Annotated in this window: 26 protein-coding genes and 2 pseudogenes; 16 read left to right on the top strand and 12 right to left on the bottom strand. The window is 69.1% G+C overall.

Features of this window, described 5'->3' with window-relative positions:
* Together A5680_RS26495 and A5680_RS23670 are read right to left on the bottom strand one after the other, a co-directional pair.
* A pseudogene (locus A5680_RS26495) lies at positions 1-187 on the bottom strand (LytR family transcriptional regulator); the annotation flags it as partial.
* Positions 188-224: 37 nt separating this feature from the next.
* On the bottom strand, positions 225-1,022 hold the full coding sequence (locus tag A5680_RS23670) for a DUF2470 domain-containing protein (protein WP_067823834.1): 798 nt from the start codon (positions 1,020-1,022) through the stop codon (positions 225-227).
* An 87-nt stretch (positions 1,023-1,109) separates the two neighbouring features.
* Between A5680_RS23670 and pheA the strand changes: the two genes are divergently transcribed.
* Both pheA and A5680_RS23660 read left to right on the top strand, forming a co-directional pair.
* Complete coding sequence (pheA, locus tag A5680_RS23665; protein ID WP_067823831.1) at positions 1,110-2,060, top strand: prephenate dehydratase; 951 nt, start codon at positions 1,110-1,112, stop codon at positions 2,058-2,060.
* Positions 2,057-2,743 (top strand): histidine phosphatase family protein, encoded by a 687-nt coding sequence (locus tag A5680_RS23660; RefSeq protein ID WP_055404672.1) that lies wholly within the window; start codon positions 2,057-2,059, stop codon positions 2,741-2,743. The genes pheA and A5680_RS23660 overlap by 4 nt, the downstream gene beginning before the upstream one ends.
* Positions 2,744-2,750: 7 nt before the next feature.
* Here A5680_RS23660 and A5680_RS23655 read toward each other — a convergent pair whose 3' ends face one another.
* The 3 genes and pseudogenes from A5680_RS23655 to A5680_RS23645 form a co-directional block, all read right to left on the bottom strand.
* Positions 2,751-2,942: a hypothetical protein gene (locus tag A5680_RS23655; RefSeq protein WP_055404671.1), complete on the bottom strand. Its 192-nt coding sequence runs from the start codon at positions 2,940-2,942 to the stop codon at positions 2,751-2,753.
* A pseudogene (locus tag A5680_RS23650) lies at positions 2,939-3,364 on the bottom strand (metallopeptidase family protein). The gene A5680_RS23655 and the pseudogene A5680_RS23650 overlap by 4 nt, the downstream one beginning before the upstream one ends.
* A gap of 4 nt (positions 3,365-3,368) precedes the next feature.
* Positions 3,369-4,751 carry a septum formation family protein gene (locus tag A5680_RS23645; protein WP_067823823.1) on the bottom strand — a complete coding sequence of 461 codons (1,383 nt, stop codon included), beginning with the start codon at positions 4,749-4,751 and terminating at the stop codon, positions 3,369-3,371.
* A 111-nt stretch (positions 4,752-4,862) separates the two neighbouring features.
* Here A5680_RS23645 and serS point away from each other — a divergent pair, with 111 nt between their 5' ends.
* The gene (gene serS / locus A5680_RS23640; RefSeq protein WP_067823857.1) at positions 4,863-6,131 is read left to right on the top strand and encodes a serine--tRNA ligase; all 1,269 of its coding nucleotides are present in this window, start codon (positions 4,863-4,865) and stop codon (positions 6,129-6,131) included.
* On the opposite strand, the gene A5680_RS23635 is transcribed toward serS, so the two are convergent.
* Positions 6,128-6,877: a helix-turn-helix transcriptional regulator gene (locus A5680_RS23635; RefSeq protein ID WP_067823820.1), complete on the bottom strand. Its 750-nt coding sequence runs from the start codon at positions 6,875-6,877 to the stop codon at positions 6,128-6,130. The genes serS and A5680_RS23635 overlap by 4 nt on opposite strands.
* Before the next feature lie 55 nt (positions 6,878-6,932).
* Between A5680_RS23635 and A5680_RS23630 the strand changes: the two genes are divergently transcribed.
* Positions 6,933-7,502: a class I SAM-dependent methyltransferase gene (locus A5680_RS23630; protein ID WP_067823816.1), complete on the top strand. Its 570-nt coding sequence runs from the start codon at positions 6,933-6,935 to the stop codon at positions 7,500-7,502.
* A 6-nt stretch (positions 7,503-7,508) separates the two neighbouring features.
* Here A5680_RS23630 and A5680_RS23625 read toward each other — a convergent pair whose 3' ends face one another.
* A complete protein-coding gene (locus tag A5680_RS23625; RefSeq protein ID WP_067823813.1) occupies positions 7,509-8,090 on the bottom strand; it encodes a carboxymuconolactone decarboxylase family protein in 582 nt (193 codons plus the stop codon).
* 91 nt (positions 8,091-8,181) lie between these two features.
* On the opposite strand from A5680_RS23625, the gene A5680_RS23620 reads away from it, so the two are divergent.
* A complete protein-coding gene (locus A5680_RS23620; protein ID WP_055404665.1) occupies positions 8,182-8,451 on the top strand; it encodes a helix-turn-helix domain-containing protein in 270 nt (89 codons plus the stop codon).
* On the opposite strand, the gene A5680_RS23615 is transcribed toward A5680_RS23620, so the two are convergent.
* Positions 8,448-8,933: a DUF2834 domain-containing protein gene (locus A5680_RS23615; protein WP_055404664.1), complete on the bottom strand. Its 486-nt coding sequence runs from the start codon at positions 8,931-8,933 to the stop codon at positions 8,448-8,450. The genes A5680_RS23620 and A5680_RS23615 overlap by 4 nt on opposite strands.
* A gap of 70 nt (positions 8,934-9,003) precedes the next feature.
* Here A5680_RS23615 and A5680_RS23610 point away from each other — a divergent pair, with 70 nt between their 5' ends.
* Positions 9,004-9,624 carry a TetR/AcrR family transcriptional regulator gene (locus A5680_RS23610; protein WP_055404663.1) on the top strand — a complete coding sequence of 207 codons (621 nt, stop codon included), beginning with the start codon at positions 9,004-9,006 and terminating at the stop codon, positions 9,622-9,624.
* 64 nt (positions 9,625-9,688) lie between these two features.
* Positions 9,689-11,251, top strand: a complete 1,563-nt coding sequence (locus A5680_RS23605; protein WP_067823810.1) for an NAD(P)/FAD-dependent oxidoreductase — start codon at positions 9,689-9,691, stop codon at positions 11,249-11,251.
* Between the two features lie 8 nt (positions 11,252-11,259).
* On the opposite strand, the gene A5680_RS23600 is transcribed toward A5680_RS23605, so the two are convergent.
* Together A5680_RS23600 and A5680_RS23595 are read right to left on the bottom strand one after the other, a co-directional pair.
* Positions 11,260-11,604 (bottom strand): hypothetical protein, encoded by a 345-nt coding sequence (locus A5680_RS23600; RefSeq protein ID WP_067823807.1) that lies wholly within the window; start codon positions 11,602-11,604, stop codon positions 11,260-11,262.
* Positions 11,601-13,151, bottom strand: coding sequence for an MBL fold metallo-hydrolase (locus A5680_RS23595; RefSeq protein WP_067823854.1), 1,551 nt, complete (start codon positions 13,149-13,151; stop codon positions 11,601-11,603). Before A5680_RS23595 ends, A5680_RS23600 begins: the two co-directional genes overlap by 4 nt.
* A gap of 166 nt (positions 13,152-13,317) precedes the next feature.
* Between A5680_RS23595 and A5680_RS23590 the strand changes: the two genes are divergently transcribed.
* Genes A5680_RS23590 through A5680_RS23575 form a run of 4 tightly spaced genes read left to right on the top strand, consistent with a single transcriptional unit; the run spans position 13,318 to position 16,484 of the window.
* On the top strand, positions 13,318-14,085 hold the full coding sequence (locus A5680_RS23590; protein WP_055405399.1) for a 1-acyl-sn-glycerol-3-phosphate acyltransferase: 768 nt from the start codon (positions 13,318-13,320) through the stop codon (positions 14,083-14,085).
* Between the two features lie 6 nt (positions 14,086-14,091).
* Positions 14,092-14,847: a 1-acyl-sn-glycerol-3-phosphate acyltransferase gene (locus tag A5680_RS23585; RefSeq protein ID WP_067823804.1), complete on the top strand. Its 756-nt coding sequence runs from the start codon at positions 14,092-14,094 to the stop codon at positions 14,845-14,847.
* 14 nt (positions 14,848-14,861) lie between these two features.
* Positions 14,862-15,647 carry a 1-acyl-sn-glycerol-3-phosphate acyltransferase gene (locus tag A5680_RS23580; protein ID WP_055405401.1) on the top strand — a complete coding sequence of 262 codons (786 nt, stop codon included), beginning with the start codon at positions 14,862-14,864 and terminating at the stop codon, positions 15,645-15,647.
* 15 nt (positions 15,648-15,662) lie between these two features.
* The gene (locus tag A5680_RS23575; protein WP_055405402.1) at positions 15,663-16,484 is read left to right on the top strand and encodes a Cof-type HAD-IIB family hydrolase; all 822 of its coding nucleotides are present in this window, start codon (positions 15,663-15,665) and stop codon (positions 16,482-16,484) included.
* On the opposite strand, the gene A5680_RS23570 is transcribed toward A5680_RS23575, so the two are convergent.
* Both A5680_RS23570 and A5680_RS23565 read right to left on the bottom strand, forming a co-directional pair.
* Positions 16,481-18,112 carry an LGFP repeat-containing protein gene (locus tag A5680_RS23570; protein ID WP_197281334.1) on the bottom strand — a complete coding sequence of 544 codons (1,632 nt, stop codon included), beginning with the start codon at positions 18,110-18,112 and terminating at the stop codon, positions 16,481-16,483. The two genes, A5680_RS23575 and A5680_RS23570, sit on opposite strands and share 4 nt — an antisense overlap.
* 131 nt (positions 18,113-18,243) lie before the next feature.
* Entirely contained in the window at positions 18,244-19,287 is a 1,044-nt protein-coding gene (locus tag A5680_RS23565; RefSeq protein WP_197499837.1) for a PirG, read from the bottom strand.
* A 267-nt stretch (positions 19,288-19,554) separates the two neighbouring features.
* On the opposite strand from A5680_RS23565, the gene glf reads away from it, so the two are divergent.
* From glf to aftB, 5 genes are read left to right on the top strand one after another with little or no spacing between them, the layout of a single operon-like run.
* Positions 19,555-20,754 (top strand): UDP-galactopyranose mutase, encoded by a 1,200-nt coding sequence (glf, locus tag A5680_RS23560; RefSeq protein WP_055403913.1) that lies wholly within the window; start codon positions 19,555-19,557, stop codon positions 20,752-20,754.
* Positions 20,751-22,646 (top strand): glycosyltransferase, encoded by a 1,896-nt coding sequence (locus A5680_RS23555; protein ID WP_067823798.1) that lies wholly within the window; start codon positions 20,751-20,753, stop codon positions 22,644-22,646. The genes glf and A5680_RS23555 overlap by 4 nt, the downstream gene beginning before the upstream one ends.
* The gene (locus A5680_RS23550; RefSeq protein WP_067823795.1) at positions 22,639-23,178 is read left to right on the top strand and encodes a phosphatase PAP2 family protein; all 540 of its coding nucleotides are present in this window, start codon (positions 22,639-22,641) and stop codon (positions 23,176-23,178) included. Before A5680_RS23555 ends, A5680_RS23550 begins: the two co-directional genes overlap by 8 nt.
* Positions 23,171-24,088: a decaprenyl-phosphate phosphoribosyltransferase gene (locus tag A5680_RS23545; protein ID WP_067823793.1), complete on the top strand. Its 918-nt coding sequence runs from the start codon at positions 23,171-23,173 to the stop codon at positions 24,086-24,088. Before A5680_RS23550 ends, A5680_RS23545 begins: the two co-directional genes overlap by 8 nt.
* Positions 24,075-26,045 (top strand): terminal beta-(1->2)-arabinofuranosyltransferase, encoded by a 1,971-nt coding sequence (aftB, locus tag A5680_RS23540; RefSeq protein WP_304442371.1) that lies wholly within the window; start codon positions 24,075-24,077, stop codon positions 26,043-26,045. Before A5680_RS23545 ends, aftB begins: the two co-directional genes overlap by 14 nt.
* The last annotated feature ends 261 nt before the right edge of the window (positions 26,046-26,306 follow it).

Here is a 26,306-nt window from a genome sequence, read left to right as displayed (position 1 = left end):
CGCGCCTCGGCGGTGGCGCGGCGCCCGGCCGCACCGCTATCCAGCGAAAGCCCGGCGGCAGCCGCGGCGGGGTGCGCCGCAGCGGGGTGGTCTGTTCGGCCGGTGTCGGCGGGCGGGCGCCGCGGCGAATCACCTGCGACGGCTCGACGCGCGGGTCGCGCCGGGGCGGGGGTCGATCGCCGTTCACCCGGTTAACGTACGCGGCCGGCCGCCCGGCGTCCGAACTACGGGCGCGCGCGCAGGCCGTTGATGAACGGGCAACCCATCAACACCCGGATGGCCTGGCTCAGCCCGGTCATGTCGTCGACCGGCTTGTGAAACGGCAGCCGGACGTCGTGGTCGCGGTCTTGGCCCTCGACGCGAAACCGAACGCCGTAGCGGTCGAGCCCGAGCGGACGCACCTGCCCGCGACGCATCGGCGCGGGCAGCCGGGACACCAGCCGGGCGACCACATCGCTGTGGGCGGTGTCCAGATGCCACAACAGGTTCGACTCGATCTCGCAGAACGGGTCGGGCCGGGCAGCCAGGAGGTCCTCGACGCTGACGGGCTCGGCACCGGTGGCGTCGGTGACGACGACGGACGCGATCTCCAGCCGGACCAGCGTGTACCGCATTTCCTCGTCGTCGGGCGGCGCGCACCGCGGGGTGTCGACCTGAAGCAGCGCGGGGTGCGGCCACTCGGCGGCGATCCGGTCGACAGTCTCGGCGACCTCCGCCGGGGCGAACGCCCGCAGTCGCCCGCGCACCCACACCAGCGAGCGCACCGGCTCCCGCAGCGGTAGCGGCGCGTAGTCGGTCAGCTCCAGCAGCGCCTGCGACCCGGCCGGCGGCGGGTCGTCGCTCGAATTCGGAAGCGCCAGGGCGAAGGACCCGTCGGGCAGCAGGTGATGCACGGGCGTCACGAACGGGTCCTGGCGTGGCTGCGCGGTTTCCAGGGCAAGCAGCGCGCCACCGGCGCGCACGCAGGCGCTGCGGATACGTTCGGCCGTCGTCGGGGAGGGGTAGGTCAGCGGTAACACCATTCTCCTTAGATTAGGTAAGCCTAAGTTAACTTAGAAGCGGGGGCGCCGCAAGAGCCGTTTGACGGCCGCCGCCGCTAGGGTTGAGGCGTGGTCCGCATCGCTTATCTCGGTCCGGAAGGGACCTTCACCGAGGCGGCGCTGTTGCAGATCACGGCCTCCGGCCTGATCCCCGGCCAGGGCCAAGACGAGGTCCAGCGGCTGCCCCTCGACAGCACCGCCGCGGCGCTGGACGCCGTCCGCGACGGCGGCGCCGAATACGCCTGCGTCCCGATCGAGAACTCGATCGACGGGTCGGTGACGCCCACGCTCGACAGCCTCGCCATCGGGTCCCCCCTGCAAGTCTTCGCCGAGACCACCCTGGACGTCGCCTTCACCATCGTGGTCAGACCGGGCCGTACCGCCGCCGACGTCCACACCCTGGCCGCGTTCTCGGTGGCGGCCGCGCAGGTGCGGCACTGGGTGGCCGACAACCTGCCCGCGGCCGAGCTGCGGCCGGCGTATTCCAACGCCGACGCGGCGCGGCAGGTGGCCGAGGGGCAAGCGGACGCCGCGGTGACGTCGCCGCTGGCCGCCTCCCATTGGGGGCTCGGCACGCTGGCCGACGGCGTCGTGGACGAACCCAACGCCCGCACCCGGTTCCTCCTCGTCGGTCCGCCGGGGCCGCCGCCGGCCCGCACCGGTGCCGACCGGACGGCGGTGGTGCTGCGCATCGAGAACGCGCCGGGCGCGCTGCTGGGGGCGCTCACCGAGTTCGGGATCCGGGGCATCGACCTGACGCGCATCGAATCCCGACCGACCCGGACCGCGCTGGGCACCTACATGTTCTTCGCCGACTGCGTGGGCCACATCGACGACGACGCCGTCTCCGAGGCACTCAAGGCGCTGCACCGTCGTTGTGCCGATGTGCGATACCTGGGATCGTGGCCGACGGGTTCGCCCGCCGGGGTGCTGCCGCCGCCGGCCGACGAGGCGGCCCGCTGGCTGGCGCGGCTGCGTGCGGGCAAACCGGAAATCGAGTCCGCGGAGCTCGAACGATGACCGGTCGCCTGGTGCTACTGCGGCACGGCCAGTCGTACGGCAACGTCGAGCGCAGGCTGGACACCCGCCCGCCCGGGGCGGAGCTGACGCCGCTGGGGCGCGACCAGGCCCGCGCCTTCGCCCGCGGTGCGGGACGGCCCGCGCTGCTGGCTCACTCGGTCGCGATTCGCGCGTGCCAGACAGCCGGGGTGATCGGCGGCGAGCTCCAGATGTCCGCCGTCGAGGTACCCGGCGTGCACGAGGTCCAGGTCGGCGGGCTGGAAGACCGCAGCGACGACGACGCGGTCGCGGAGTTCAACTCGATCTATGAGCGATGGCATCACGGTGATCTCGACGTTCCGCTGCCCGGCGGCGAAACCGGCAACGACGTCCTGGACCGCTACGTGCCCGCGCTCACCGACCTGCGCCTGCGCTACCTCGACAACCACGACTGGACCGGCGACATCGTCGTCGTGAGCCACGGCGCGGCGATTCGTCTGGCCGCCGCCGTGCTGGCCGGCGTGGACGCCACCTTCGCGCTGGACAACCACCTCGACAACGCCCAATCGGTGGTCTTGGCCCCGATCACCGACGGGCGGTGGAGCTGCGTGCGGTGGGGGACGCTGACGCCGCCGTTCTACCCCGAGGACGAGGCGACTCCGGTCGCGGACGCGGTGCATTCGAGCACCGACCCGATGGGCTGACGGCCGATCAGACGGCCAGAGCCACCGATTCGAAGCACCCGCAGCCGACGGCGTCGCAATCGACGACGAAGGCGTGCGGCAACAGCTCGGGGCTGAAGCAGTCCGGCTCGGTGCATTCGGAGCGGCGCAGCGAATGGCGAATGATGGTGCCGTGACAGTGATCTAAGCCCGCCCGGCAGTCGCGGCAGTCAGCGCTCATAACCCGTTCATAGCACCGGCCGCGGACAAACCGCGGTTGCCGCGCCCGGAAAACCGGCGCGGCGAAAGTTGTCAGGCCCAGCCCAACTCTTCGAGCCGGTCGTCGTCGATGCCGAAGTGGTGGGCGATCTCGTGGATCACCGTGATCGCCACCTCCTCGACCACCTCGTCGTCGGACTCGCAGACGTCGAGCAGCGCCTCGCGGTAGATGGTGATGGCGTCCGGCAGCGATCCCGCGTAGTCGGAATCACGCTCGGTCAGCGCGACCCCTTCGTACAGCCCGAGCAGTTCGCCGTCCTCCGGGTGCCGGTCGGAGACCAGCACGACGACGTTGTCCATGGCCGCCGCGAGCTCGGGCGGGATCAGGTCGAGCGCGTCGGAGACCAGCTCGTCGAACCGCTGCGGATCCATCCGCGCGGGCACCGGGCTAACCCCCGGCGGGCGGCGGGGCGGGCGGCGCCTCGGGTGGGGGGTTGGGCGCCGCCGGTGGCGCCCCGGCGTCCGCGGGAGGCGGGGCCTGCGGCGGTGCTCCGGCGTCCGCGGGAGGCGGCGCCTGCGGAGCCGGGGAATTCGTTGCCGGCGCCTGGGGCGCCGTCTCCACCGGCTGCTGGCCGGGCAGGTGCTGGTTGTTCGGCGGGATCTCCGGGACCGAGCCTGCCTGGCCCGACGGCGCCTGAGCCGGCGCCTGAGCCGGCACCTGCAGCGGTATCGGCGGCATCGTGAGCCGCTCTTCGGGGATGTCGGGCGGCGGCACCGGCGGCTGACCGTTGATCAGCAGCTGGCCCTTGGCGCTGTTGACCAGGGTGGCCCAGCCGCCGTTGCCCAGCGTCGCGCCGATGCTGCAGGCGACCTCGCGGCTGCCGGCCGTCCAGCTGGCCAGCGGCACGGTGGGGTAGATCAGCGTCAGCGTGGTGGTGCGCAACTTGACCGGCGCCAGGTAGGCGTCCGTCATCTTGGTGCACAGATCCTTGATGTACCCGTCCTGGTCGGGCTCGGCCGGCAGCGCACCCGGGAACTTCTCGGCCAGGTTGACCGTGCCGGTCACCTCCATCGCGTGCGGTGCCGCGCATTCCACCGGGGCGTCGATCGGCTGGTTGGTGTTCGTGTCGATGCCCAAGCAGGTGCCGGCCGGCCAGACCTTGGACTGGTCGATCTGGGCGACCTTGCCCTTGAACGCCTGCTGCTGATTGTTGGTGGCGGGCAGCTGCAGCCCGCAGAGCATCCGCCGCTCGCCGGACTGGCGCCAGGCCCGGTCACCGGGCCACAGCAGGCTGACGATGAACTTGCTGTTGGGATCGAACTTGGGCCCCAGGTAGTTGCGCACCGCGGACTCGCATTGCTCCTGGGTGATCTGCTGAATGCGCGCGGGCGACGGCGGAGCGGCGTTGGGACCGTACTCGGCGCCCGGGAAGGTGCGCATGTCGACGGATTCGGCCACTTCGAACTTGTGGTCGTCGGCGCAGTTGACGATCTTCGCCGACTCCGGGGTGGTGTCCGGCCACATCAGGCAGTCGCCGCTGGCCGCCTTGTTGAACGCGGCGTCACTCTTGCTTCCGGTGGTGGGCACCGGGTTGCCGTCGAGATAGCCGGACAGCCGGCCCGGGCCGGTCCCGCCGACCGGAAGCGCGGTCACCAGGCCGGCGATCAACAGGGCGCCCAGCGCGGTCAGCAGCAGCGCGCGGCGGGTGGCCGCCGCCTGCAGACTGCGCGGCCACCGGAAGCCGGCGTGCGGCTGGTCCGGCTCGGCGGCGGGCGCGGACGCCGGGGCTTCCGGATGGTCCGTCTCGGGGGCTTGCGACATCGGCTCCATTCTGACAGCACCACCTGTGGCCCGTGACAAAAGTTACTGATGTGAGTCCTGGGACCAGTCCGGGTGGATGCTCTGCGATCGACCGGAGCGCGAAAAAGTAGTGTCTTGGCCGTGATCGACCTGAAGCTGCTCCGGGAAGACCCCGACGCCGTGCGCCGCTCCCAACTCGACCGGGGCGAGGACCCGGCCCTGGTCGACGCCTTGCTGGCGGCCGACACCGCCCGGCGGGCGGCGATCTCGTCGGCCGACGCGCTGCGCGCGGAACAGAAATCCGCCAGCAAGAGCGTCGGCGCCGCGTCCCCCGAGGAGCGCCCGGCCAAGCTGGCGCGCGCCAAGAAACTGGCCGAGCAGGTGAAGGCCGCCGAGAGCGAGCAGGCCGAGGCCGAGGCCTTGTTCACCGCGGCGCACATGGCGATCTCCAACGTCGTCATCGAGGGGGTGCCCGCCGGCGGCGAAGACGACTACCGCGTCCTGGACGTGGTGGGCGAACCCGCGCAACTCGACCACCCGAAGGACCACCTGGAGCTCGGCGAGGCGCTGGGCCTCATCGACATGCAGCGCGGCGCCAAGGTGTCCGGCTCGCGGTTCTACTTCCTGACCGGCCGGGGCGCGCTGCTGCAGCTGGGGCTGCTGCAACTGGCCCTGCGGCTGGCCGTCGAAAACGGCTTCATTCCGATGATCCCGCCGGTGCTGGTGCGCCCGGAGGTGATGGCCGGCACCGGATTCCTGGGCGCGCACGCCGACGAGATCTATCGGGTCGAGGCCGACGACCTCTACCTGGTCGGCACCTCGGAGGTGCCGTTGGCCGGTTACCACGCCGACGAAATCCTGGACCTGTCCGCCGGACCGCTGCGGTACGCGGGCTGGTCGTCGTGCTTCCGGCGGGAGGCCGGCAGTTACGGCAAGGACACCCGCGGCATCATCCGAGTGCACCAGTTCGACAAGGTCGAAGGGTTCGTCTACTGCACGCCCGACGAGGCCGAGGCCGAACACGAACGGCTGCTGGGGTGGCAACGCGAGATGCTGGCCCGCATCGAGGTGCCCTATCGGGTGATCGACGTTGCGGCGGGTGATCTCGGATCGTCGGCCGCCCGCAAATTCGATTGCGAGGCATGGGTTCCCACGCAGGGCACCTACCGAGAGCTGACCTCCACGTCGAACTGCACCACGTTTCAGGCGCGCCGGCTGGCGACCCGCTACCGCGACGCCAACGGCAAGCCCCAGACCGCGGCCACCCTCAACGGCACGCTCGGCACCACCCGGTGGCTGGTGGCGATCCTGGAAAACCACCAACAGCCCGACGGCAGCGTGCGGGTGCCCGACGCGCTGGTGCCGTTCGTCGGCACGGACCTGCTCGAGCCCGTCGCCACCATCGGCTAACGGGCCCTCGCCGCCAGCCGTCCCGGGGTGTGGCCGAAGGCCCGCCGATAGGTGTCGATGAAGGCACTCGTTGTGGCCCAACCACATTCGGCCGCCACCGACGTGACGTCGTGCCGCTCGGCGAGCAGCACCAGCGCGTGCTGCAGACGCAGCTGCGTGCGCCACTGCGGGAAGGTCATCGCCAGCTCGTCGCCGAACAGACGGCTCAGCGTGCGCTGGCTGACGCCGATCCGGTGGCCGATCTGCGGCAACGTCAACGGCGCCGCCAGGTTGTCGGCGATCAACGCGCACGCTTCGCGCAGCCGGGCGTCGACGGGCGTGGGAATCCACAGCGGCTCGCCGGCGCCGGTCGCCCGCAACTGATCCTGGAGCACGGCCAGCATCCGGTGGTGCTCGTCGGTGTCGGTGCCATCGGTCTGTGAACACGCGATGATGAGTTCGCGCATCAACGGGGTGACCGCCAGGACGGCGGGCGCTGCCGGCCCGCGACGGTAGCGGCGGGGATCGAGTGCGACGCCGTGAAACTGCGTGGGGCCGTGGAACTTATGTTCGTGCCAGCAGCCCGCCGGGATCCAGATCGCCCGGTTCGCCGGCGTGATCCAGGTGCCGGCCGGGGTGGTGACGGAGACCGCGCCCGACGACGGGTAGACGATCTGGTGCAAGGGATGCCGGTGCCGTGCGATCCGTGCCCCCGGCGGCAGCGCCTGCGACGACGTCGCCCGCCCGTGATGGCTGATTTCCGACATAACACGGCAGAATATCGGAAGCCCGCATCCGGCGCGGGCGGCTAGCTTTACCGCTATGGCAATGAATCTCTTGCACCGGCGCCGGTGTAGCTCGCCGGCCTGGGAGAAGGCGGTGGAGGGCCAGCTGTTGCCCTGGGCGCTGGACGGCGTCGAATTGGGTTCGCGGACTTTGGAAATCGGCCCCGGATACGGGGCGACGACGCGCGCCCTGCTGGACAGGGCCGATTCGCTCACCGCAGTCGAGGTCGACGCCGCGATGGCCGATCGCCTGCAGCGCCGCTACGGCGATCGCGCCCGCATCATCCACGGCGACGGCACCGACACCGGGCTGCCGGCCGATCACTTCACCTCGGTGGTCTGCTTCACGATGCTGCACCACGTTCCCAGCGCCGACTTGCAGGACCGGCTCTTCGCCGAGGCGTTCCGGGTGCTGCAGCCGGGCGGGGCGTTCGCCGGCACCGACGGCGTCCCGTCGCTGACCTTCCGGCTTCTGCACATCGCCGACACCTACAACCCGATCGCACCGACGGACCTGGGCGCGCGCCTGCGGAACGCGGGATTCACCGATGTGCAGATCGACGCTTCCGGTGGGCGGCAACGGTGGCGCGCCATCAAACCGAGCTGAGCGCGATCAGCGACCGATGCCGGCGAAGGTGGGGCTGCCCGCCTCGAGCGGAACCCGGGCGGCGCGCGCGGTGAAGCTGATCGCGTGATACCACCCGCACAGCATCGTGAGGTCGAGGATCTCGCGTTCGCCGAACTCGGTGCGCAGCGCCGCCCAGAGGGCGTCGTCGATGTCGCGACGGTCGCAGAGCGAATCCACGGCGCGGACCAGCAGCCGATCCCGCTCGGCGGTCCAGCAGGGGTCGTCGGCGCCGCCGTGGGTCAAGGAGCGGACCTGCTCGTGGTCGAGGCGCGCTCTCTCCGCGAAAAACGCGACGTGCACGCCCCATTCGTATTCACACCCGCAGCGAGCGCAGGTGCGGTCGATGACGATCTCGCGGTCGCGGAGGGACAGCGACAACTTGCGGCTCAGCTCGTAGCCGCCCCATGCCGTCATGGCCTCGGCCATGGGCATGTTGCGCACCACGGTGCGAAACAGGGCGATGGGCGGCACGTTCGGCGGCATCATCTTCTGCAGCAGCGCCGCCACCGCGTGCTCGTAGGGCGGGGCGAGGACGCCGATGCGAGGCGTTACTATTTCCGTAACCATGGACAAGAAAGCTACGTTACGGAATCCGAAACGTCAACCGAGGGCTCGACCGGGGCACCCGGTGCGGGGGTCGACAACGGGGCGGCCGCTCATGGCGGCCCTGGATCTCCTCGGGAGGCGCTGGGCGTTGCGGATCCTGTGGGAGCTCCGCGACGGTCCGCTGGGAGCGCGGGCTTTGCGGGAGCGCTGCGACGGCATGTCTCCCAGCGTTTTGTATGACCGTCTCGGCGACCTGACGGACGCGGGGCTGGTCGTCCAGCGCGACGACCAGTGTTACGAGCTCAGCGAGGCCGGCCTGTCGCTGGGCGAGGCCCTCAACCCCCTGGACCAATGGGCCCGCCGCTGGGCGAAGGGAACCTAGGCGTCCACCGTCTCGCGGGCCTGCTCGTGCCGGCGCTGGCGCTCCATGGTGGCGAAGTAGAAGGCGAATGCGAATGCGAAGCTGGTGAACAGGCTGGACACGAAGTACAGCCACGGATGCCGCAGCCCACGGCGGTACCCGTCGACGATCGTAAACAGCGGCAGCAGAACGACATTCGCGATCGTGTAGTCCTGGCTGGCGGAGGACGCGGCCGGGTTGGTGAACATCAGCCTGATGTATTCGGCCCAGCTCCCGTGTTCGCCCCACAGCGGGTTGGTGGACCCGTGCGAATACTGCGCGACGTAGGTGATGTTGAAGTACCAGCCCAAGGCCACGGACGCGATCCCGACGAGGTAGTAGACGCATTCCAGCGGCGAGAACAACGGGCCGCCGGCGGGCCGGGCGAAGACCTTCGAGTTCGCGGCGACGATCCAGCCGATGACACTGAGCCCGAGAACGGCATGCACAAGAAGCGAGACCATGCGCGCAGTCTCACCCCGCGACCAAAGTTTTGTCAATAGTGACAAAAGCCATGTGGGGTACCTTACTTGCATGGTCAGGCCGGCGCAGACGGTGCGCAGCGAGCGCACGCGGGAGGCGCTGATCCAGGCCGCCATGGTGCGGTTCCTGGGCCAGGGCGTCGAGGAGACCTCGGCCGAGCAGATCGCGGCGGACGCCGGGGTCTCGCTCCGGACGTTCTATCGGCACTTCAAGTCCAAGCACGATCTGTTGTTTGCCGACTACACGGGGCTGAACTGGTTTCGGGCCGCGCTGGACGCCCGGCCCGACGCCGAGCCGATCATCGATTCGGTGCAATCGGCCATCTTCTCGTTTCCCTATGACGTTGAGGCCGTGGCGAAGATCGCCGCTCTGCGCGGTGGTGAGTTGGACCCCGGCCGCATCGTCCGCCATATGCAGGAGGTCCAGGCGGACTTCGCCGACGCCATCGAGGCACAGCTGCACCGGCGTAGCTGCGTGGCGCGCGAGACTCTGGACGCAAGGTTGCGCGCCCGGGTGACCGCGCGGTGCATCGCCGCCGGGGTGTTCGGGGCGATGGAGTTCTGGATGCTCGGTGAGGACCGATCGCTGGGCGAGCTGGCGCGCATGTGCCACGCCGCGCTGGAGTCGCTCCGGGCGGGCATCACCGGCTCGTGGGTCACCGACGCCGACTGAAAAGTTTCGTCACAATTGACAAAACTTTGCGACCATGCCAGCCTCCATTCCTGGAGGGCAGGACATGACTGACTATGACGCGATAGTTATCGGTGCCGGGCACAACGGTCTGGCCGCGGCGGTGCTTCTACAGAAGGCCGGGCTGCGGACGGTGTGCCTGGATTCCAAGCTGTACGCCGGTGGAATGGCGTCCACGGTGGAGCTTTTCGACGGGTACCAGTTCGAGATCGCGGGCTCGGTGCAATTCCCCACCTCGATGGTGGTCGTCGAGGAACTCGGCCTGGACACCCTGCCGACCATCGACCTCGAGGTGATGTCGGTGGCGGTCCGCGGCGTCGGGGACGACCCGCTGATTCAGTACAGCGATCCGATCAAGCTGTTCACGCACCTCAACGAGGTGCACGGGGCCGACGCCGTCAACGGGATGGCGGGGCTGATGGCCTGGAGCCAGGCCCCCACCCGGGCGTTGGGCAGGTTCGAGGCGGGAACGGAGCCCAAGACCTTCGACGAGATGTATGCCTGCGCGATAAACGAATTCGAACGCTCCGCCATCGATGACATGCTCTTCGGATCGGTCACCGACGTGCTGGACCGCTACCTTCCCGACCGCGAGAAGCACGGCGCGCTGCGCGGCTCGATGACCGTGTTGGCCGTCAACACCCTGTATCGCGGGCCGGCCACGCCCGGCAGCGCGGCCGCGCTCGCCTTCGGCTTGGGCGTCCCGGATGGCGACACCATGCAGATGAAGAAGCTGCGCGGCGGCATCGGCGCCCTGACCGCGCACCTTGGCGCGCTACTGGAAAGCCAGGGTGGCGAAGTGCGGCTGCGATCCAAGGTCACGGAGATCCTGGTCGCCGACGGGCGGGTGCGCGGGGTGCGCACCGAGGCCGGCGAGGAGTTGACCGCCCCGATCGTCGTCTCCGGCATCGCGCCCGACGTCACCGTCAACGACCTGATCGATCCGGCCCTGGTGCCCGCCGACATTCGGGAGCGGTTCGCCCGGACCGACCATCGCGGCAGCTACCTGCAGATGCACTTCGCGCTCGAGGAGGCGCCGGAGTTCGCCGCGCCCTACGAGGCGCTCAACGACCCTGCCATGCAGGCGTCGATAGGCCTGTTTTGCACGCCGGAGGAGGTCCAGCAGCAGTGGGAGGACTGCCGCCGCGGGATCGTGCCGGCCGACCCCACGGTGGTGCTGCAGATTCCGACGCAGAACGATCCGGACCTGGCGCCCGAGGGCAAGCACGCCGCCTCGGCGTTCGCGCTGTGGTTCCCCATCGAGGGCGGCGCCGACTACGGCGACGCGAAGGTCGAGATGGGCCAGCGCGTGATCGACAAGATCACCCGGCTGGCGCCGAACTTCGAGCGCAGCATCATCCGGCACACCACCTTCACCCCCAAGCACATGGGCGTGATGTTCGGCGCCCCGGGCGGCGACTACTGCCACGGGCTGCTGAGCTCGGACCAGATCGGGCCGAACCGGCCCGGCCCCAAGGGTTTTCGCGGTCAGCCCATTCCGATCGAAGGGCTTTACCTGGGCAGCGCCGGTTGCCATGGGGGTCCGGGCATCACCTTCACCCCCGGCTACAACGCGGCGCGCCGCGCGCTCGAAGACCGCACGGCCTAGGGACGAAGCTAGCCGCGCCGGCGCAGCAGTTCGTCCAGCAGGGCGGTGAATTCGTCCGGTCGCGCCGGTGTGAAGGCCGGGCTGGGCGAAATGCCCGGCACGTCCAGGGTGATCAGCGTCGACTTGAACGGCCGGCTCACGTCCAGCGGCAACCAGCGGCGTAGGTCCGAGCTGCCCCAGATCCGGAACCGGTGGGTGAGCAGGCCCAGCCCCTCGGCCTTGTAGCCACGAATCGCGCTCAGGGCGATGACTTTCGACGTGCCCGACGGAAAGTGATAGCGCCGCAACGTGATCGCCGCGCGGTCCAGCTGAACCAGGCCGTCGTCGTAAGACTGGCCGGGGCGGTCGTTCATGCCCGTGAACTTCGCAGTTCGTGGCCGCGCGCCGTCAGGCAGCGCCCGTCGTCCAACCGCCACTGCCAGCCGTGCAGATTGCAGGTCAACGTGTTGCCCTCCACCACACCGAATCTCGACAGGTCGGCCTTCAGGTGGGGGCAGCGACGCTGAATCTCCCAGCCCTCCAGCGTGATCGACGAGGAATCGTCATGCGTCTCGGCGAACCAGCCGTCGGCGTAGGCGATTCGTTCGTCGGTGAGGCACTTGAAGAAGGTGTAGAGGTATTCGTTGTAGCCGCCGACGCGCCACGCCCGGAATCGGGTGGACAGGAAGATGGTGTTCACCCAGTCCGGTTCCCGGTCGCGCAGCACGGTGCGGACCAACTCGGGGGCGATGGCGAACCCGTATCTGACCTTTTCGTCGGGAATGCGTTCCCGCACGGCACGTTTCGGAAAGTCCAGGACCACCGTCTCCGGGCCGATGACGAGTTCGACGGGATAGCCGATGCCGTCACAGATCTCGTCGCTTTGGGCCATGATCGGTTCGAACAGCGCGCGCAGCGGCTCCAGCAGCGGTTCCCCGGTGGCCGGGGCCCAGCCGGCCCGCTCCGCGGCCAGGACGGGCGCCATCCGCTCGGCGTAGTCGGCGAGGTAGGCCCGCTTCCCGGTGGTGAAGATCGCCTCGACCTGGTCATCGGGCAGGGGATGGCGCAGCGAGTTCAACGCGGTGCCGGTGAAGTCGGCGGTCGAGCCGGGGATCATCAGCAGGCCGCCGTCGTGGCCGTGGGTGCGCATCTGGTCGAGGAACACCATCTGGTCGGGAAATATGTTCGCCGCATCGTCGCGGTCGTCGTTGAGGTGACGCAATTCGGGGTCCAAGAAGCACGGCGGCCCCGCCGACGGGATCACCCACGTCGCGCCGACCTGGGCGATGTACTGGCGGGCGCGGTCCATCTGCCGCTGCCGCTTCTGGACGCCGAAGGACTCCTTCGCGCGGGCCGGCATGTCGTAGACCATCGGGTACCAGATCGCACCGGAGTACTGCAGCATGTGCACGTCGATGTGTCCGAAGGCGGACGCCAGCACGTCCAGGTCGACCGGCCGGGCGTCGTTCATGTTGAAAGCCGTTGTCACGCCGTCGGACACCACCAGGGCCGAGTCGCCGAGCGGGCCGTCGGCGGGCGCCCGCAGGGCGATGATCATCACGTCCAGGTCGCCCTTCGGGCCGCCGACCCGGTGCTTGACCGAGTTGCTGGTCTCGAAGAACCGATAAAAGCCCAGCTCCTGCAACGCATTTCGGAGGTCGGGCACCGGGAAGTCGGGCAGCAGCACCACCGCGTCCTTGTTGACGTGCTCGGCCAGATTCTTGGCGTCGAAGTGATCCTTGTGCAGGTGCGACAGGTACAGGTAGTCGCAGTCACCCAGCCGGTCCCAGTCCAGCCCGGTGTTGTCCGGGAAGGGGAACCACGACGCGAAGTAAGCGGGGTTGACCCAGGGGTCGCAAAGGATGCTGCCCGCGGGGGTCTCGATCAGAAATCCGGCGTGACCTACGCTCGTGACCTGCACAAACACCTTCCTGGGGCCGCTAGAGGGGCCTTCGCGGCCCGCGGCCGGGTAACGACTTTTCAGCCCCCGAGCTTAGCGCGAGGCGGCGGGGCCGGCGTGACGTCGCAGGGCGCCTCCTTTCGGCACTTCGGGTGACTCACAGCCAGGAGCACTAGGCTGGGCAGCTGTGGAACCGGTATACGGGACTGTCATTCAGCTTGCCCGCTTGGTGTGGCGCCTACAGGGTCTCAAGATCACGGTCGCGGGCGTGGAAAACCTGCCGAAAAGCGGTGGTGCGGTCATTGCCATCAACCACACGGGCTACCTCGACTTCACGTTCGCAGGCCTGCCCGCCTACCAGCAGGGTCTGGGCCGCAAGGTGCGGTTCATGGCCAAGCAGGAGGTGTTCGACAACAAGATCACCGGGCCGATCATGCGCAGCCTGCGGCACATCTCCGTCAATCGTCAGGACGGGGCCGCCTCCTACGAGGAGGCGGTCAGGAACCTCAAGGACGGTGAGCTGGTCGGCGTCTACCCGGAAGCCACGATCAGCCGCAGCTTCGAGATCAAGGAGTTCAAGTCGGGGGCGGCCCGGATGGCGGTCGAGGCGGGGGTGCCGATCGTTCCCGTGATCGTCTGGGGCGCGCAGCGCATCTGGACCAAGGGCCACCCCAAGAAGCTGTGGCGCCCGAAGGTGCCCATCACGGTGCTCGTCGGCGAGCCGATCGAACCGACGCTGGGCGTCGAGGAGCTCAAGGGGTTGCTGCACTCGCGGATGCAACACCTGCTCGAGCGGGCCCAGGAGATGTATGGGCCGCATCCCGCCGGCGAGTACTGGGTGCCGCGCCGGTTGGGCGGTAGCGCCCCGTCGCTGGCCGAGGCCGCCCAGCTGGACGCCGAGGAGGCGGCCGAGCGCGCGGCTCGGCGGGCTCGGAACGCGGGACCGCCGGAGTAGCGATCGATGGTGGAGCCGATCTTCCGCACGCTCGAGGTTCTGGCTCGGCTGGTGGTTTTGGCCACCGGCACCCAGATCTCCTACGGCGGCGAGGAGAACATCCCGGCCTCCGGCGGCGCCGTGATCGCGATCAACCACACCAGCTACGTCGACTTCCTGCCCGCCGCGCTGGCCGTGCACCGGCGGCGTCGCCGGCTCAGGTTCATGATCAAGGCCGAGATGCAACAGGTGAAGATCGTCAACTTCCTGATCAAGCACACCGGGACCATTCCGGTGGACCGCGGAGCGGGGGCCGGTGCCTACGCGGTTGCCGTGCAACGTCTCCGCGAGGGTGAGCTGGTCGGGGTCTATCCGGAGGCCACCATCAGCCGCAGCTTCGAGCTCAAGGAGTTCAAGACGGGCGCCGCCCGGATGGCCATCGAGTCGCGCGTCCCGATCGTTCCGGTGATCGTCTGGGGTGCGCACCGCATCTGGACAAAAGATCACCCGCGCAACCTCCGGCGCGCCAAGTTACCCATTAAAGTGCAGGTGGGCGCGCCGGTGCCGGCGGCCGAAGACATCGCGCGGACCGACGCCGCGCTGCGCGAGTCGATGACCGCGTTGCTGCACCAAGTGCAACAGCAGTATCCGCACGAACCCGGGGCGTACTGGACGCCACGCCGCCTGGGCGGTGGGGCACCGACAATGGCCGAGGCCGCGCGGATGGAGGCGGACGAGGCCGCGGCGCGGGCAGCCGGCCGCAGCGAACGGCCGTCAGGGTAGGCGAAGGAGACGACATGCCTGAGGGGTTCTACCGGCTGTGCGAGTGGATCGTGCCGCCGATGGTCGCGATGCAGGGGACCAAGTTCACGTATCGGGGGCTGGACAACATCCCCGAGCGGGGCGGCGCGCTGCTGGCGCAGAACCACACCAGCTACCTGGACTGGCTGCCGACGCTGCTCGCCGTGCGCGAACGCCACCGCCGCGCGTACTTCATGATCAAGGCGGAGATGGCCGACGTGAAGGCGGTCAACTACGTCATCAACCACGCCCGGCTGATCCCGGTGGACCGCACTAACGGGAACGGCGCGTTCGAGCTGGCCACGCAGCGGCTGCGGCAGGGCGAGCTGATCGGGATGCATCCCGAAGCCACGATCAGCCGCAGCTTCGAGCTGCGGGAGTTCAAGACCGGTGCGGCCCGGATGGCCCTGGACGCCCAGGTGCCCATCGTGCCGGTCATCGTCTGGGGCGCCCATCGGATCTGGCCCAAGGATCATCCAAAGAAGGTGTGGCGCAACAAGGTTCCGATCACCGTCGCCGCCGGGCGGCCGCTGCCGCCGCGCGGGACGCCCGAACAGCTCAACGCGGAGCTACGCCAGGCGATGAATGCGTTGCTGTACCAGGTGCAGGAGGAGTACCCGCACCCGGAAGGCGAGTTCTGGGTGCCGCGGCGGCTCGGGGGTGCCGCGCCCACCCAGGACGATTCCCGGGCGATCCGCCTGTCGGAGCTGCAGGCGCGGATGCAGAAATACGGCACCGACGGCGTGACCCGGCCGGGGCAGGACCAGAGCGGAGTGCACTGACCAGATGACGTCAACGTGACCCAGCCGGCGCTCATCGCCTGCGACGTCGACGGCACCCTGTTCGACGACAACGAAACCATCACCCCGCGCACCCGCGACGCCATCCGCGCCGCGGTCGGCGCAGGCGCGAAGTTCGTCGTGGCGACCGGCCGCCCGCCGCGCTGGATACGCCCCGTGGTCGACGCGCTCGGCTTCGCGCCGATCGCGGTGTGCGCCAACGGCGCGGTCGTCTACGACCCGTCGACCGACCGGGTGGTGTCCACGCGAACGCTGCCGGTCGACACCCTGGCCGAGCTGGCCGAGATCGCCACGCGCGTCATCCCGGGCGCGGGCCTTGCCGTCGAGCGAATCGGCGAGCGCGCCCACGACACGGCGACCCCGCAGTTCATCAGCTCGCCCGGCTACGAACATGCGTGGCTGAACCCGGACAACACCGAGGTGTCGATCGAGGACCTGCTCAGCGCGCCGGCCATCAAGCTGCTGATCCGCCGCAACGGGGCCCGCAGCGCCGATATGGCCGCCGCGCTGGCCAAGCATGTCGGCCTGGAGGGCGACATCACCTACTCGACCAACAACGGCCTGGTGGAAATCGTGCCGCTGGGCATCAGCAAGGCCACCGGTGTGGACGAGGTGGCCAGGCCGCTGCAGATCGGCAGCGAGGAGGTGGTGGCGTTCGGCGACATGCCCAACGACCTACCGATGCTGCGCTGGGCCGGTCATGGCGTGGCGATGGGCAATGCCCACCCCGACGTGCTCGCCGCCGCCGACGAGGTCACCACCGTCAACAACGACGACGGGGTGGGACGGGTGCTGGAACGCTGGTGGCTCAGCCCCTAGGTCGACGGGTGCGCCGGCAGCGAAAAGTGCTCGGGCGGAATAGTTGGGCCGCTCGGGGGCTGGGTCGACAGCGGCGTGGTGATTCCCTCGGCGACCTCGGTGACGTCGCCGGTGAGGCGGTCGTAGTTCAGCGTCCCGTGCTGGAAATTCTGCGTAATCTGTAGCGGCTCTTGAATTTCCGCGCTGGTTGGCAAACCGAGCGGGCCTCGTTCGTAGCTCAGCGACGCCCAGGCGTCGTAGATCGCGCCGGTGACGGGCTGGGCGCCGGTTGCAGGCGACCAGTACATGGCGCCCCTTGCGAAGGTGACGTACCGAGCGTCGCCCTCGGCGCTGTCTTCCGGTGAGGTCGGCGCGCCGAGCACGCTGTTCATCCCGCCCATCGCCTGCCAGTGGTCGTAGATCGCGCCGCCCTGCAGGGCCTTGATCAACTCCTCCGGCGGATCGTTGAAATGCGAAGCGATGTCGCGCACTTCGTCCATCAAGGCGTAGGCGGCGTTGCCCGGGCAATCGGTGTTGCCGACGTCGCGGTGGGTGAAGATGGTCGGCAACGTCGCGACGGAACCGGCCGGGAAGGTGGTGTAGTGACTGCCTGCCGACTCCAGCGCGACCGTGCCCTTGGGGTCGACGCCGTCCAGGCCCAGCCGCCAGCCGAGCAGCCGGCCCAGGGTGCGCAGCTGAATCGGGGTCGGCGGTACGTCGTCGAAATTGCCGATCATCGCCACACCCCAGGTGTTGCGGTTGAAGCCGCCGGTGTGGAACGCCTCGACCGCTTTGGTGAGCCCCCCGGCGCTGCCCTCGAACACCTGGCCGTACTTGTCGACCAGCGCGTTGTAGGCGATGTCGCACCAGCCCAGGGTCTTGCTGTGATAGGTGTAAATGGCCTTGACGATCCCGGCCGATTCCAGCGGCGAGTAGTCGTTACTGCCCGCGGTGTGGTGCACGACGGCCGCGCGAATCCCGTTGTCGTACTGGGGACTACCGCATCGCAGCGATTCGTCGGCGCCCCACTGCGCCCGGCTGATGATGGCGGGCGCCTGCCCTGGCATCAGGACGCCGGACGGTGGGGTCCACTGCGTCTCGGTGGGCGCTTGCGGCGGCGAGATGAGGATCGCGGAGATGTTCTGCCCGAACGGCTGCTCGCGGGACGCCGGCTTGTAGCCGAGGGCGGCCTCGCTGGGCGGCGCGGGCGGCGCTTGGGTCAGCGGCGCATCGATCGGACGGGTGACCGCGATCTCGACGGTCGTGGTGGTGCCGACGAACACCGGGTCGGTGCCGCGCGGCCCCTCCAGGGACCCGGCGGCCGTCGCCCCGTCGGGCGCCGCGGTTTCGTACTCGGTCTGGTACCACGGCCCCCAGGAACCGTCGGGGCGCCTCGCCCGCACCCGCGTCGACGTGCCGGCCAGGTCGCCGGTGAGCGCGACGAGGGAGAACGGGGTGTCCTGGCTGATCTGGCGAACGGTCACACCCCCGCCCAGGCCGACCAGCGGCTGTTCGGCCAGTTGGGTGCCGCGGGCCGGCGGCGATCCGGCGGTGCCGCGGTCGCGCGTCGTGTCCGCCACCCAGGACACGATGACGACGGTCGCCACGATGGCGGTGAGCAACGTCGTCGGCCCACGGCTAGGAGACACCAGCCGATGTTACTTGTGTTTCTAATGTTATTGATGAGACGACACGAGCTGGGCGTCTGGAATGTGGACAAAATTCGACGGCACCGCAGAAAGATCTGCGGTGCCGTCTGGTTGGAGGGTTCCCCGAAGGTCTAGACGGGAGGCAGGACCGGCGCCGCACCCGCGGCGGCCGGCAACGCCCCGGCAGCGCCCGCGGCGGCCGGCAACGCCCCCGCGGCCGCGGGCAAGGCGCCCGCTGCACCCGGCAGAGCACCCGCCGCGCCCGGCAGCACACCGGCGGCGCCCGGCAGCGCGCCCGCGCCGCCGTGCAGTCCCTGCGTGATCGCCGGCATCACCAAGCCCTTGAGCAGGTCGATGGCCTGACCGGCGCCCAACTGGTTGGCGGCCTGCATGACGTCGTTGACCAGACCGCCGCTGCCGCCGCTCGAGCTCCCGCCGCCACCGGTGCCGAGGCCCGTGCCGCCGCCGATCGGCGAGGCGTTGCCGAAGGACGACGGGTCACCGAGGATCGGGTAGGTCCCGTCGGCGCCCGGGTCCAACGCGGCCGGGGCCGTGATCGGCACCTCACCGGCGGCCGTCGGACTGCCCACTCCGGGCGCGACGCCAGCCGGGCTGGTCAGCCCGGGGTTGGAAAGCGCCGGGTTGAGCCCCGCGCCCGGGGTCGCCACTCCGGCACCCGGGGTGGTCGGCAACGCGCCGGGGGCGGTGAGCCCCGGCGTCGTGGGCGCCAGGCCCGGGGTCGTCAAGCCGGGGCTGGCAGCGCCGGGGCTGGTCAGGCTCGGGCTGGTCAACGCGGGGCTGGTCAAACCGGGACTGGTCAAGCCTGGGCTGGTCAAACCGGGGCTGGCCAGGCCCGGGCTGGTGAGCCCGGGCGTCCCGAGGCCCGGAGTGCCCAGGCCGGGGCTGGTCAGGCCCGGGGTGCTGGTCGCACCCCCGCCCAGCGCGGGCACCGGGGGCAGGTTGATGCCGAACTGCGACAACCCCTGCGACAGCGCGCCCATCAGCTCGCCCGGCAGGTCGCTCATCACGGCCGCCTGCTTGAAGTCGTGGTGCTCGGGCGGCTTGCTGCCGGTCGTCGATTCGTAGACAAGGAAATACGCGCAAGGACTCGCCACTGCCAGGGCGGCGACCGCGCTCATGGCTGTCGAAAGCTTGCGTCGGCGTCGGTTCGGCACGGAAGTCTCCTCAATCTGGACAACTCAATCGTCAACTGTGTTGTGTCGGTGTGGCCCGCCGGCTCCACCCGGCGAGATCCACACAGAATCGATGGTACGAGTGAGATTGTTGTGACTAGAGTGGTGATATTGAATCGTGAGGTAATTGCGACCCCGACCGTGATCGCCGGGCTGAGGCGCCCGCGCTCCTCGTCAATCGGCCGATCGCGGACTCCGTGGCCTCGCCAAATGGGTTAGGCCCACGCGGTCGGATACCCTAAGCAACCGATGACCGCTCGTTTCGACCTCCTCGTCGTCGGCTCCGGATTCTTCGGCCTGACCATTGCCGAGCGCGTGGCTACCCAACTCGGGAAGCGCGTGCTCGTCGTGGAACGTCGCCCCCACATCGGCGGCAACGCCTATTCCGAAGCCGAGCCGCAGACGGGCATCGAGGTCCATAAGTACGGCGCGCACCTGTTCCACACCTCCAATAAGAGGGTCTGGGACTACGTGCGGCAGTTCACCGACTTCACCGACTACCGGCACCGGGTGTTCGCGATGCACAACGGGCAGGCCTATCAGTTCCCGATGGGGCTGGGCCTGGTGTCACAGTTCTTCGGCAAGTACTTCACCCCGGACGAAGCGCGCCGGCTGATCGCCGAGCAGGCCGGTGAGATCAAGACCGAGGACGCGCAGAACCTCGAGGAGAAGGCGATCTCGCTCATCGGGCGACCGTTGTACGAGGCGTTCGTCAAGGGCTACACCGCCAAGCAATGGCAGACCGATCCCAAGGAACTGCCCGCCGCCAACATCACCCGGCTGCCGGTGCGCTACACCTTCGACAACCGGTACTTCAGCGACACCTACGAGGGCCTCCCGGTCGACGGCTACACGGCGTGGCTGCAGAACATGGCCGCAGACGACCGCATCGAGGTCAGGCTGGACACCGACTGGTTCGACGTCCGCGACCAGTTGCGCGCCGACAGTCCCGACGCGCCGGTCGTCTACACCGGCCCGCTGGACCGCTACTTCGATTACGCCGAAGGCCGGTTGGGCTGGCGCACACTGGATTTCGAGGTCGAGGTGCTGACCGATCGCGGCGACTTCCAGGGCACGTCGGTGATGAACTACAACGATCTCGACGTCCCCTACACCCGCATCCACGAGTTCCGCCACTTCCACCCCGAGCGCGATTACCCGACCGACAAGACGGTGATCATGCGCGAGTTTTCCCGGTTCGCCGAGGACGACGACGAGCCCTACTATCCGATCAACACCGAAGCCGACCGGGCCCTGCTGGCCGCGTACCGGGCGCGCGCGAAGGCCGAAACCGCTTCGTCCAAAGTGCTTTTCGGCGGCCGGCTGGGCACCTATCAATACCTGGACATGCACATGGCGATCGCCAGCGCACTGAACATGTACGACAACACCATCGCGCCGCACCTGCGCGACGGCAAAGCCCTAGTGGAGGAAGGCGCGGGGGGATGACCGCTGTAAGCCTGCTTTCCAGGATCATCCTGCCGCGGCCGGGGGAGCCCCTCGACGTGCGCAAGCTGTACCTGGAGGAGTCGACCACCAACGCCCGGCGCGCGCACGCGACCAGCCGCACGTCGCTGGAGATCGGCAAAGAGTCCGAGGTGTCGTTCGCCACCTACTTCAACGCGTTCCCGGCCAGCTACTGGCGCCGCTGGTCGATCTGCGCGTCGGTGGTGTTGCGGGTCGAGCTGACCGGAACCGGCCGCGTCGACGTGTACCGGACCAAGGCCACCGGGGTGCGAATCTCGGTGGAGGGCCGCCAGTTCGTCGGCACCGACGAGCAGCCGGCGATCGTCGAGATCGAGGTGCCGCTAAAACCGTTCGAGGACGGCGGCTGGATCTGGTTCGACATCACCACCGACACCGCGGTCAACTTGGTCAGCGGCGGCTGGTATGCGACCGAGCCCGCTCCCGGCACGGCCAACATCGCGGTGGGGATCCCCACGTTCAACCGGCCGGCCGACTGCGTCAACGCCCTGGCCGACCTCACCGCGGATCCGTTGGTGGACGAGGTGATCGGTGCGGTGATCGTCCCGGACCAGGGTGTCCGCAAGGTGCGCGATCACCCGGACTTCGCGGCGGCGGCCGCGGGCCTGGGTAACCGGCTGTCCATCCACAATCAGCCCAACCTCGGCGGTTCCGGCGGCTACAGCCGCGTGATGTACGAGGCACTGAAAAACACGGACTGCCAACAGATTCTGTTCATGGACGACGACATCCGCATCGAGCCCGACTCGATCCTGCGGGTGCTGGCGTTGCACCGCTTCGCCAAGAAGCCGATGCTGATCGGCGGCCAGATGCTCAACCTGCAGGAGCCGTCGCACCTGCACATCATGGGCGAGGTGGTCAACCAGTCCAACTTCATGTGGACCGCCGCGCCGCACGCCGAGTACGACCACGATTTCGCGGAATTTCCGTTGAACGACAAGAGCTCTCGCAGCGCGCTGCTGCACCGACGGATCGACGTCGACTTCAACGGCTGGTGGACGTGCATGATCCCGCGGCAGGTCGCCGAGGAACTGGGCCAGCCGCTGCCGCTGTTCATCAAATGGGACGACGCCGAATACGGTCTGCGCGCCGGTGAGCATGGGTATCCGACCGTCACGCTGCCCGGCGCGGCGATCTGGCACATGGCCTGGAGCGATAAGGATGACGCCATCGACTGGCAGGCGTACTTCCATCTGCGCAACCGGTTGGTGGTCGCCGCCATGCATTGGGACGGTGACATCACCGGACTGGTCCGCAGCCATCTCAAGGCCACGCTGAAACACCTTGCTTGCCTTGAATATTCGACCGTGGCGATCCAGAACCGGGCCATCGACGACTTCCTGGCCGGCCCCGAGCACATCTTCTCGATCCTGGAATCCGCGCTGCCCGAGGTGCACCGGCTGCGCAAGGAATACCCGGACGCGGTCGTGCTGCCGGCGGCCAGCGAGCTGCCGACGCCGTCGAACAAGACCAAGGCGATGAAGCCGCCGGTGAACCCGGTGTCGATCGGTTACCGGCTGGCCCGCGGCATCGCGCACAACGCGACCAAGGCCGACCCCGAAGCCCACCGGCGTCCGCAGTACAACGTGCCCACCCAGGACGCCCGCTGGTTCCGGCTGTGCACGGTCGACGGCGTCACCGTGACGACGGCCGACGGGTGCGGGGTGGTCTACCGGCAACGCGATCGGCGCAAGATGTTCCAGCTGCTGTTCGCCTCGCTGCGCCGGCAGCGCCGGCTGGCGAGCCGGTTCGACGAGATGCGCAAGATCTATCGGGACGCGTTGCCGGTGCTGTCCAGCAAGCAGAAGTGGGAGACGGCGCTGCTGCCCGCGCACGCCGAGCGAGAGCATGCCTGAATCGGTCCCCCCGCGCGGTGAGGTGGCCGCCCTGGTGGCGGTGCAATCCGCACTCGCCGACCGCCCCGGCGTGCTGAACGTGGCGCGCGGCCTGTCCCACTTCGGCGAGCACAGCATCGGGTGGTTGGCCGTGGCGGCGGTCGGCGCCCTGCTGATGCCGAAGCGGCGCTGGGATTGGCTGGTGGCCGGGGCCGGCGCGTTCGCCGCGCACGCCGCCGCCGTGGTGGTCAAGCGGGTGGTGCGGCGCAAGCGCCCGCACGATCCGGCCGTCGTGGTCAACGTCGGCACGCCCAGCCAGCTCAGTTTCCCGTCGGCGCACGCCACCTCGACCACCGCCGCGGCCATCCTGATGGGCCGGATCACCGGTCTGCCGCTGCCGGCCCTGCTGGTTCCCCCGATGGCGTTGTCGCGGATGCTGCTGGGCGTGCACTATCCCAGCGACGTGGCGTGCGGCATCGCCCTGGGCGCGACCGTCGCGCGAATCGCGGTTCGGCTGCAGGGCCGGGCGGGGAAGGTGTGGGCGAATGAGTGAGGACGTGGTGACCGGGCCGTCGGGCAACGTGGTGCTCGGGGTCGTCAAGGCGATCCGCCCGCGGCAGTGGGTGAAGAACGTGCTGGTCCTGGCCGCGCCGCTGGCCGCGCTGGGCGGGCCGGTGCGCTACCACTTGCACGACGTGCTGGACAAGGCCTACCCGGCCTTGGGCGCGTTCGTCGCGTTCTGCCTGGCGGCGTCGTCGATCTACCTGATCAACGACGTGCGCGACGTCGAGGCCGACCGCGAGCACCCGACCAAGAGGTTCCGCCCGATCGCCGCGGGTGTGGTGCCGGAGTGGCTGGCCTACGCCCTGGCGGTGGTGCTCGGCGTCGCCTCGCTGGCGATCGGCTGGTGGATCACCCCCAACCTGGCGCTGGTGATGGCCGTCTACCTCGCGATGCAACTGGGTTACTGCTACGGCCTGAAACACCAAGCGGTGATGGACATTTGCATCGTGTCCTCGGCGTATCTGCTGCGGGCCATCGCGGGCGGCGCGGCCACCGACATCCGCCTCACCCAGTGGTTCCTGTTGGTGATGGCGTTCGGGTCGCTGTTCATGGTGGCCGGCAAGCGGTACGCCGAGCTGCAACTGGCCGAGCGCACGGGGGCCAAGATCCGCAAGGCCCTGGAGAACTACACGAGCACCTACCTGCGGTTCGTCTGGACGCTGTCGGCCACGGCGCTGGTGGTCTGCTACGGGCTGTGGGCCTTCGACCGGGAACACGGCGCGGCGGGCTGGTTTGTGGTCTCCATGGTGCCGTTCACCATCGCGATCCTGCGCTACGCGGTCGACGTGGATGGCGGGCTGGCCGGCGAGCCCGAGGACATCGCGTTGCGGGATCGGGTGTTGCAGCTGCTGGCGGTGACGTGGATCGCGACAGTTGGAGCCGCCGTTGCCTTCGGCTAGCCCCGAACTGCAGGCCCTCAAAGCGCGGATGATGCGCAGCCGGCCGGTCATCAGGCGGTTGGGTTGGCCGGTATTCCCCTACACCCCGATGGTGCGGGTCAGCCTGTGGGTCAGCGTGGTGGTGGTCGTCGTCCTGTTCGGTTGGGGCGCTTGGCAGCGCCGCTGGATCGCCGACGACGGGCTCATCGTATTGCGCACCGTGCGCAACCTGCTCGCCGGCAACGGGCCGGTGTTCAACCAGGGCGAGCGGGTGGAGGCCAACACGTCGACCGCCTGGACCTACCTGATGTACGCCGGGGCCTGGGTGGGCGGTCCGATGCGGATGGAATACGTGGCGCTGGCGCTGGCTTTGACGCTTTCGGTCCTGGGCGTGGCGCTGCTGATGCTGGGGGCCGCCCGGTTGTACGCGCCCAGCCTGCGCGGCCGCAGGGCCCTGATGCTGCCGGCCGGCGCGCTGGTCTACGTCGCGCTGCCGCCGGCTCGTGACTTCGCCACCTCCGGTCTGGAGAGCGGGCTGGTGCTGGCCTATCTCGGTTTGCTGTGGTGGATGATGGTCTGCTGGGCGCAGCCGGTGCGCAACCGCCCCGATCGCCCGATCTTCGTCGGCGCGCTGGCGTTCGTCGCCGGATTCAGCGTCCTGGTCCGGCCCGATCTGGCGCTGATGGGTGGGCTGGCGCTGATCATGATGCTGGTCGCCGCGCGCGGCTGGCGCCGTCGGGCGCTGATCGTGGTCGCCGGCGGATTGCTGCCCGTCGGTTACGAGATCTTCCGGATGGGTTACTACGGCCTGCTGGTCCCCGGGACCGCCCTGGCCAAGGATGCGGCCGGCGACAAGTGGTCGCAGGGCATGATCTACCTGGCCAACTTCGACGCGCCCTACGCGGTATGGGTGCCGGTGGTGCTCCTGGTGCCGCTCGGCGTGCTGCTGCTGGCCGCGCGCCGCCGGCCCTCGTTCCTGCGTCCCGCGTTGGCCCCCGACTACGGGCGGCTGGCCCGGGCCGTCCAGAGCCCCCCGGCGGTGGTGGCCTTCGTCCTGGTGAGCGGTCTGATCCAGGCGCTCTACTGGATCCGCCAAGGCGGCGACTTCATGCACGGACGGGTGCTGCTGGCACCGCTGTTCTGTTTGCTGGCCCCGGTCGCCGTCATCCCGGTGGCCATTCCGGACGGCCAGGACTACTCGCGGGAGACGGGGTACTGGGTGGCCGGGGCGGCGAGCGCGCTGTGGCTGGGTCTGGCCGGCTGGTCGCTGTGGGCGGCGAACTCGCCGGGGATGGGCGACGACGCCACCCACGTCACCTACTCCGGAATCGTCGACGAGCGGCGCTTCTACGCCCAGGCCACCGGCCACGCGCATCCGCTGACCGCGGCCGACTACCTGGGCTATCCGCGGATGGCGGCCATCCTGACCGCGCTGGACAACACCCCGGAGGGGGCCTTACTGCTGCCGTCGGGCAATTACATCCAGTGGGACCTGGTGCCGATGGCCCAGCCGCCACCGGGTAGCGCCCCCCAAAAGCCCCAGCACGCAGTGTTTTTCACCAACCTCGGCATGGTGGGCATGAACGTCGGCCTCGACGTCCGGGTGATCGACCAGATCGGGTTGGCGAATCCGCTTGCGCAGCACACGGAACGGCTGCAGCACGGCCGCATCGGGCACGACAAGAACCTCTTCCCCGATTGGGTGATCGCCGACGGCCCGTGGGTGAAGGTGCATCCCGGTGTTCCGGGTTATCTGGACGAGCAATGGGTCGCGGAGGCGGTAGCGGCCCTGAAATGCCCCGAGACGCAGGCCGTGCTGAGTTCGGTGCGCGCACCCATGACGCCGCACCGGTTCCTGTCCAACCTGCTGCATTCCTATGAATTCACCACGTACCGGATCGACCGCGTGCCGCGCTACGAGCTCGCCAGATGCGGGCTGCCGGTGCCCGCCGAGGCGCCACCTCCACCACGCGAGTAAGGCCCGCGCAGAAGAATTTTCGGCCGATCTCAAAATCGTTACGAACCGTGCCGAATGAAAAATTCCCAGCAACATCACATTTCGGGCTCAACCTGCTGGCCATAGTGCGCAAGCACATGCGGAAACGCCGTTTACGCCGTCGTGGTTTCGCCTTGAACACGCCGGGTCACGGGGGCCGAATTGCGCTCTGCGGGCCCGCCTCGATGCGACTCGACGGTTCAAGGTGTGGTTGACTACACGGGCACTGCTGCGCGGAGATCG

Source organism: Mycobacterium sp. E2989 (genome assembly GCF_001667595.1).
GTDB lineage: Bacteria > Actinomycetota > Actinomycetes > Mycobacteriales > Mycobacteriaceae > Mycobacterium.
Note: the sequence above shows the minus strand (reverse complement) of the source record. Positions and strands in the feature narration are given on the sequence as shown.

Bases quoted from the DNA above. Each gene is read 5' to 3' on its own strand.
- A5680_RS23580 (WP_055405401.1), top strand. From the start codon at position 14,862: ATGCCTGAGGGGTTCTACCGGCTGTGCGAGTGGATCGTGCCGCCGATG.
- A5680_RS23600 (WP_067823807.1), bottom strand. From the start codon at position 11,604: ATGAACGACCGCCCCGGCCAGTCTTACGACGACGGCCTGGTTCAGCTG.
- A5680_RS23550 (WP_067823795.1), top strand. From the start codon at position 22,639: ATGCCTGAATCGGTCCCCCCGCGCGGTGAGGTGGCCGCCCTGGTGGCG.
- A5680_RS23635 (WP_067823820.1), bottom strand. From the start codon at position 6,877: ATGTCGGAAATCAGCCATCACGGGCGGGCGACGTCGTCGCAGGCGCTG.
- A5680_RS23545 (WP_067823793.1), top strand. From the start codon at position 23,171: ATGAGTGAGGACGTGGTGACCGGGCCGTCGGGCAACGTGGTGCTCGGG.
- A5680_RS23605 (WP_067823810.1), top strand. From the start codon at position 9,689: ATGACTGACTATGACGCGATAGTTATCGGTGCCGGGCACAACGGTCTG.
- A5680_RS23670 (WP_067823834.1), bottom strand. From the start codon at position 1,022: ATGGTGTTACCGCTGACCTACCCCTCCCCGACGACGGCCGAACGTATC.
- A5680_RS23615 (WP_055404664.1), bottom strand. From the start codon at position 8,933: ATGGTCTCGCTTCTTGTGCATGCCGTTCTCGGGCTCAGTGTCATCGGC.
- A5680_RS23610 (WP_055404663.1), top strand. From the start codon at position 9,004: ATGGTCAGGCCGGCGCAGACGGTGCGCAGCGAGCGCACGCGGGAGGCG.
- A5680_RS23585 (WP_067823804.1), top strand. From the start codon at position 14,092: ATGGTGGAGCCGATCTTCCGCACGCTCGAGGTTCTGGCTCGGCTGGTG.
- A5680_RS23655 (WP_055404671.1), bottom strand. From the start codon at position 2,942: ATGAGCGCTGACTGCCGCGACTGCCGGGCGGGCTTAGATCACTGTCAC.
- A5680_RS23555 (WP_067823798.1), top strand. From the start codon at position 20,751: ATGACCGCTGTAAGCCTGCTTTCCAGGATCATCCTGCCGCGGCCGGGG.
- A5680_RS23630 (WP_067823816.1), top strand. From the start codon at position 6,933: ATGGCAATGAATCTCTTGCACCGGCGCCGGTGTAGCTCGCCGGCCTGG.
- A5680_RS23660 (WP_055404672.1), top strand. From the start codon at position 2,057: ATGACCGGTCGCCTGGTGCTACTGCGGCACGGCCAGTCGTACGGCAAC.
- A5680_RS23620 (WP_055404665.1), top strand. From the start codon at position 8,182: ATGGCGGCCCTGGATCTCCTCGGGAGGCGCTGGGCGTTGCGGATCCTG.
- glf (WP_055403913.1), top strand. From the start codon at position 19,555: ATGACCGCTCGTTTCGACCTCCTCGTCGTCGGCTCCGGATTCTTCGGC.
- A5680_RS23625 (WP_067823813.1), bottom strand. From the start codon at position 8,090: ATGGTTACGGAAATAGTAACGCCTCGCATCGGCGTCCTCGCCCCGCCC.
- A5680_RS23645 (WP_067823823.1), bottom strand. From the start codon at position 4,751: ATGGAGCCGATGTCGCAAGCCCCCGAGACGGACCATCCGGAAGCCCCG.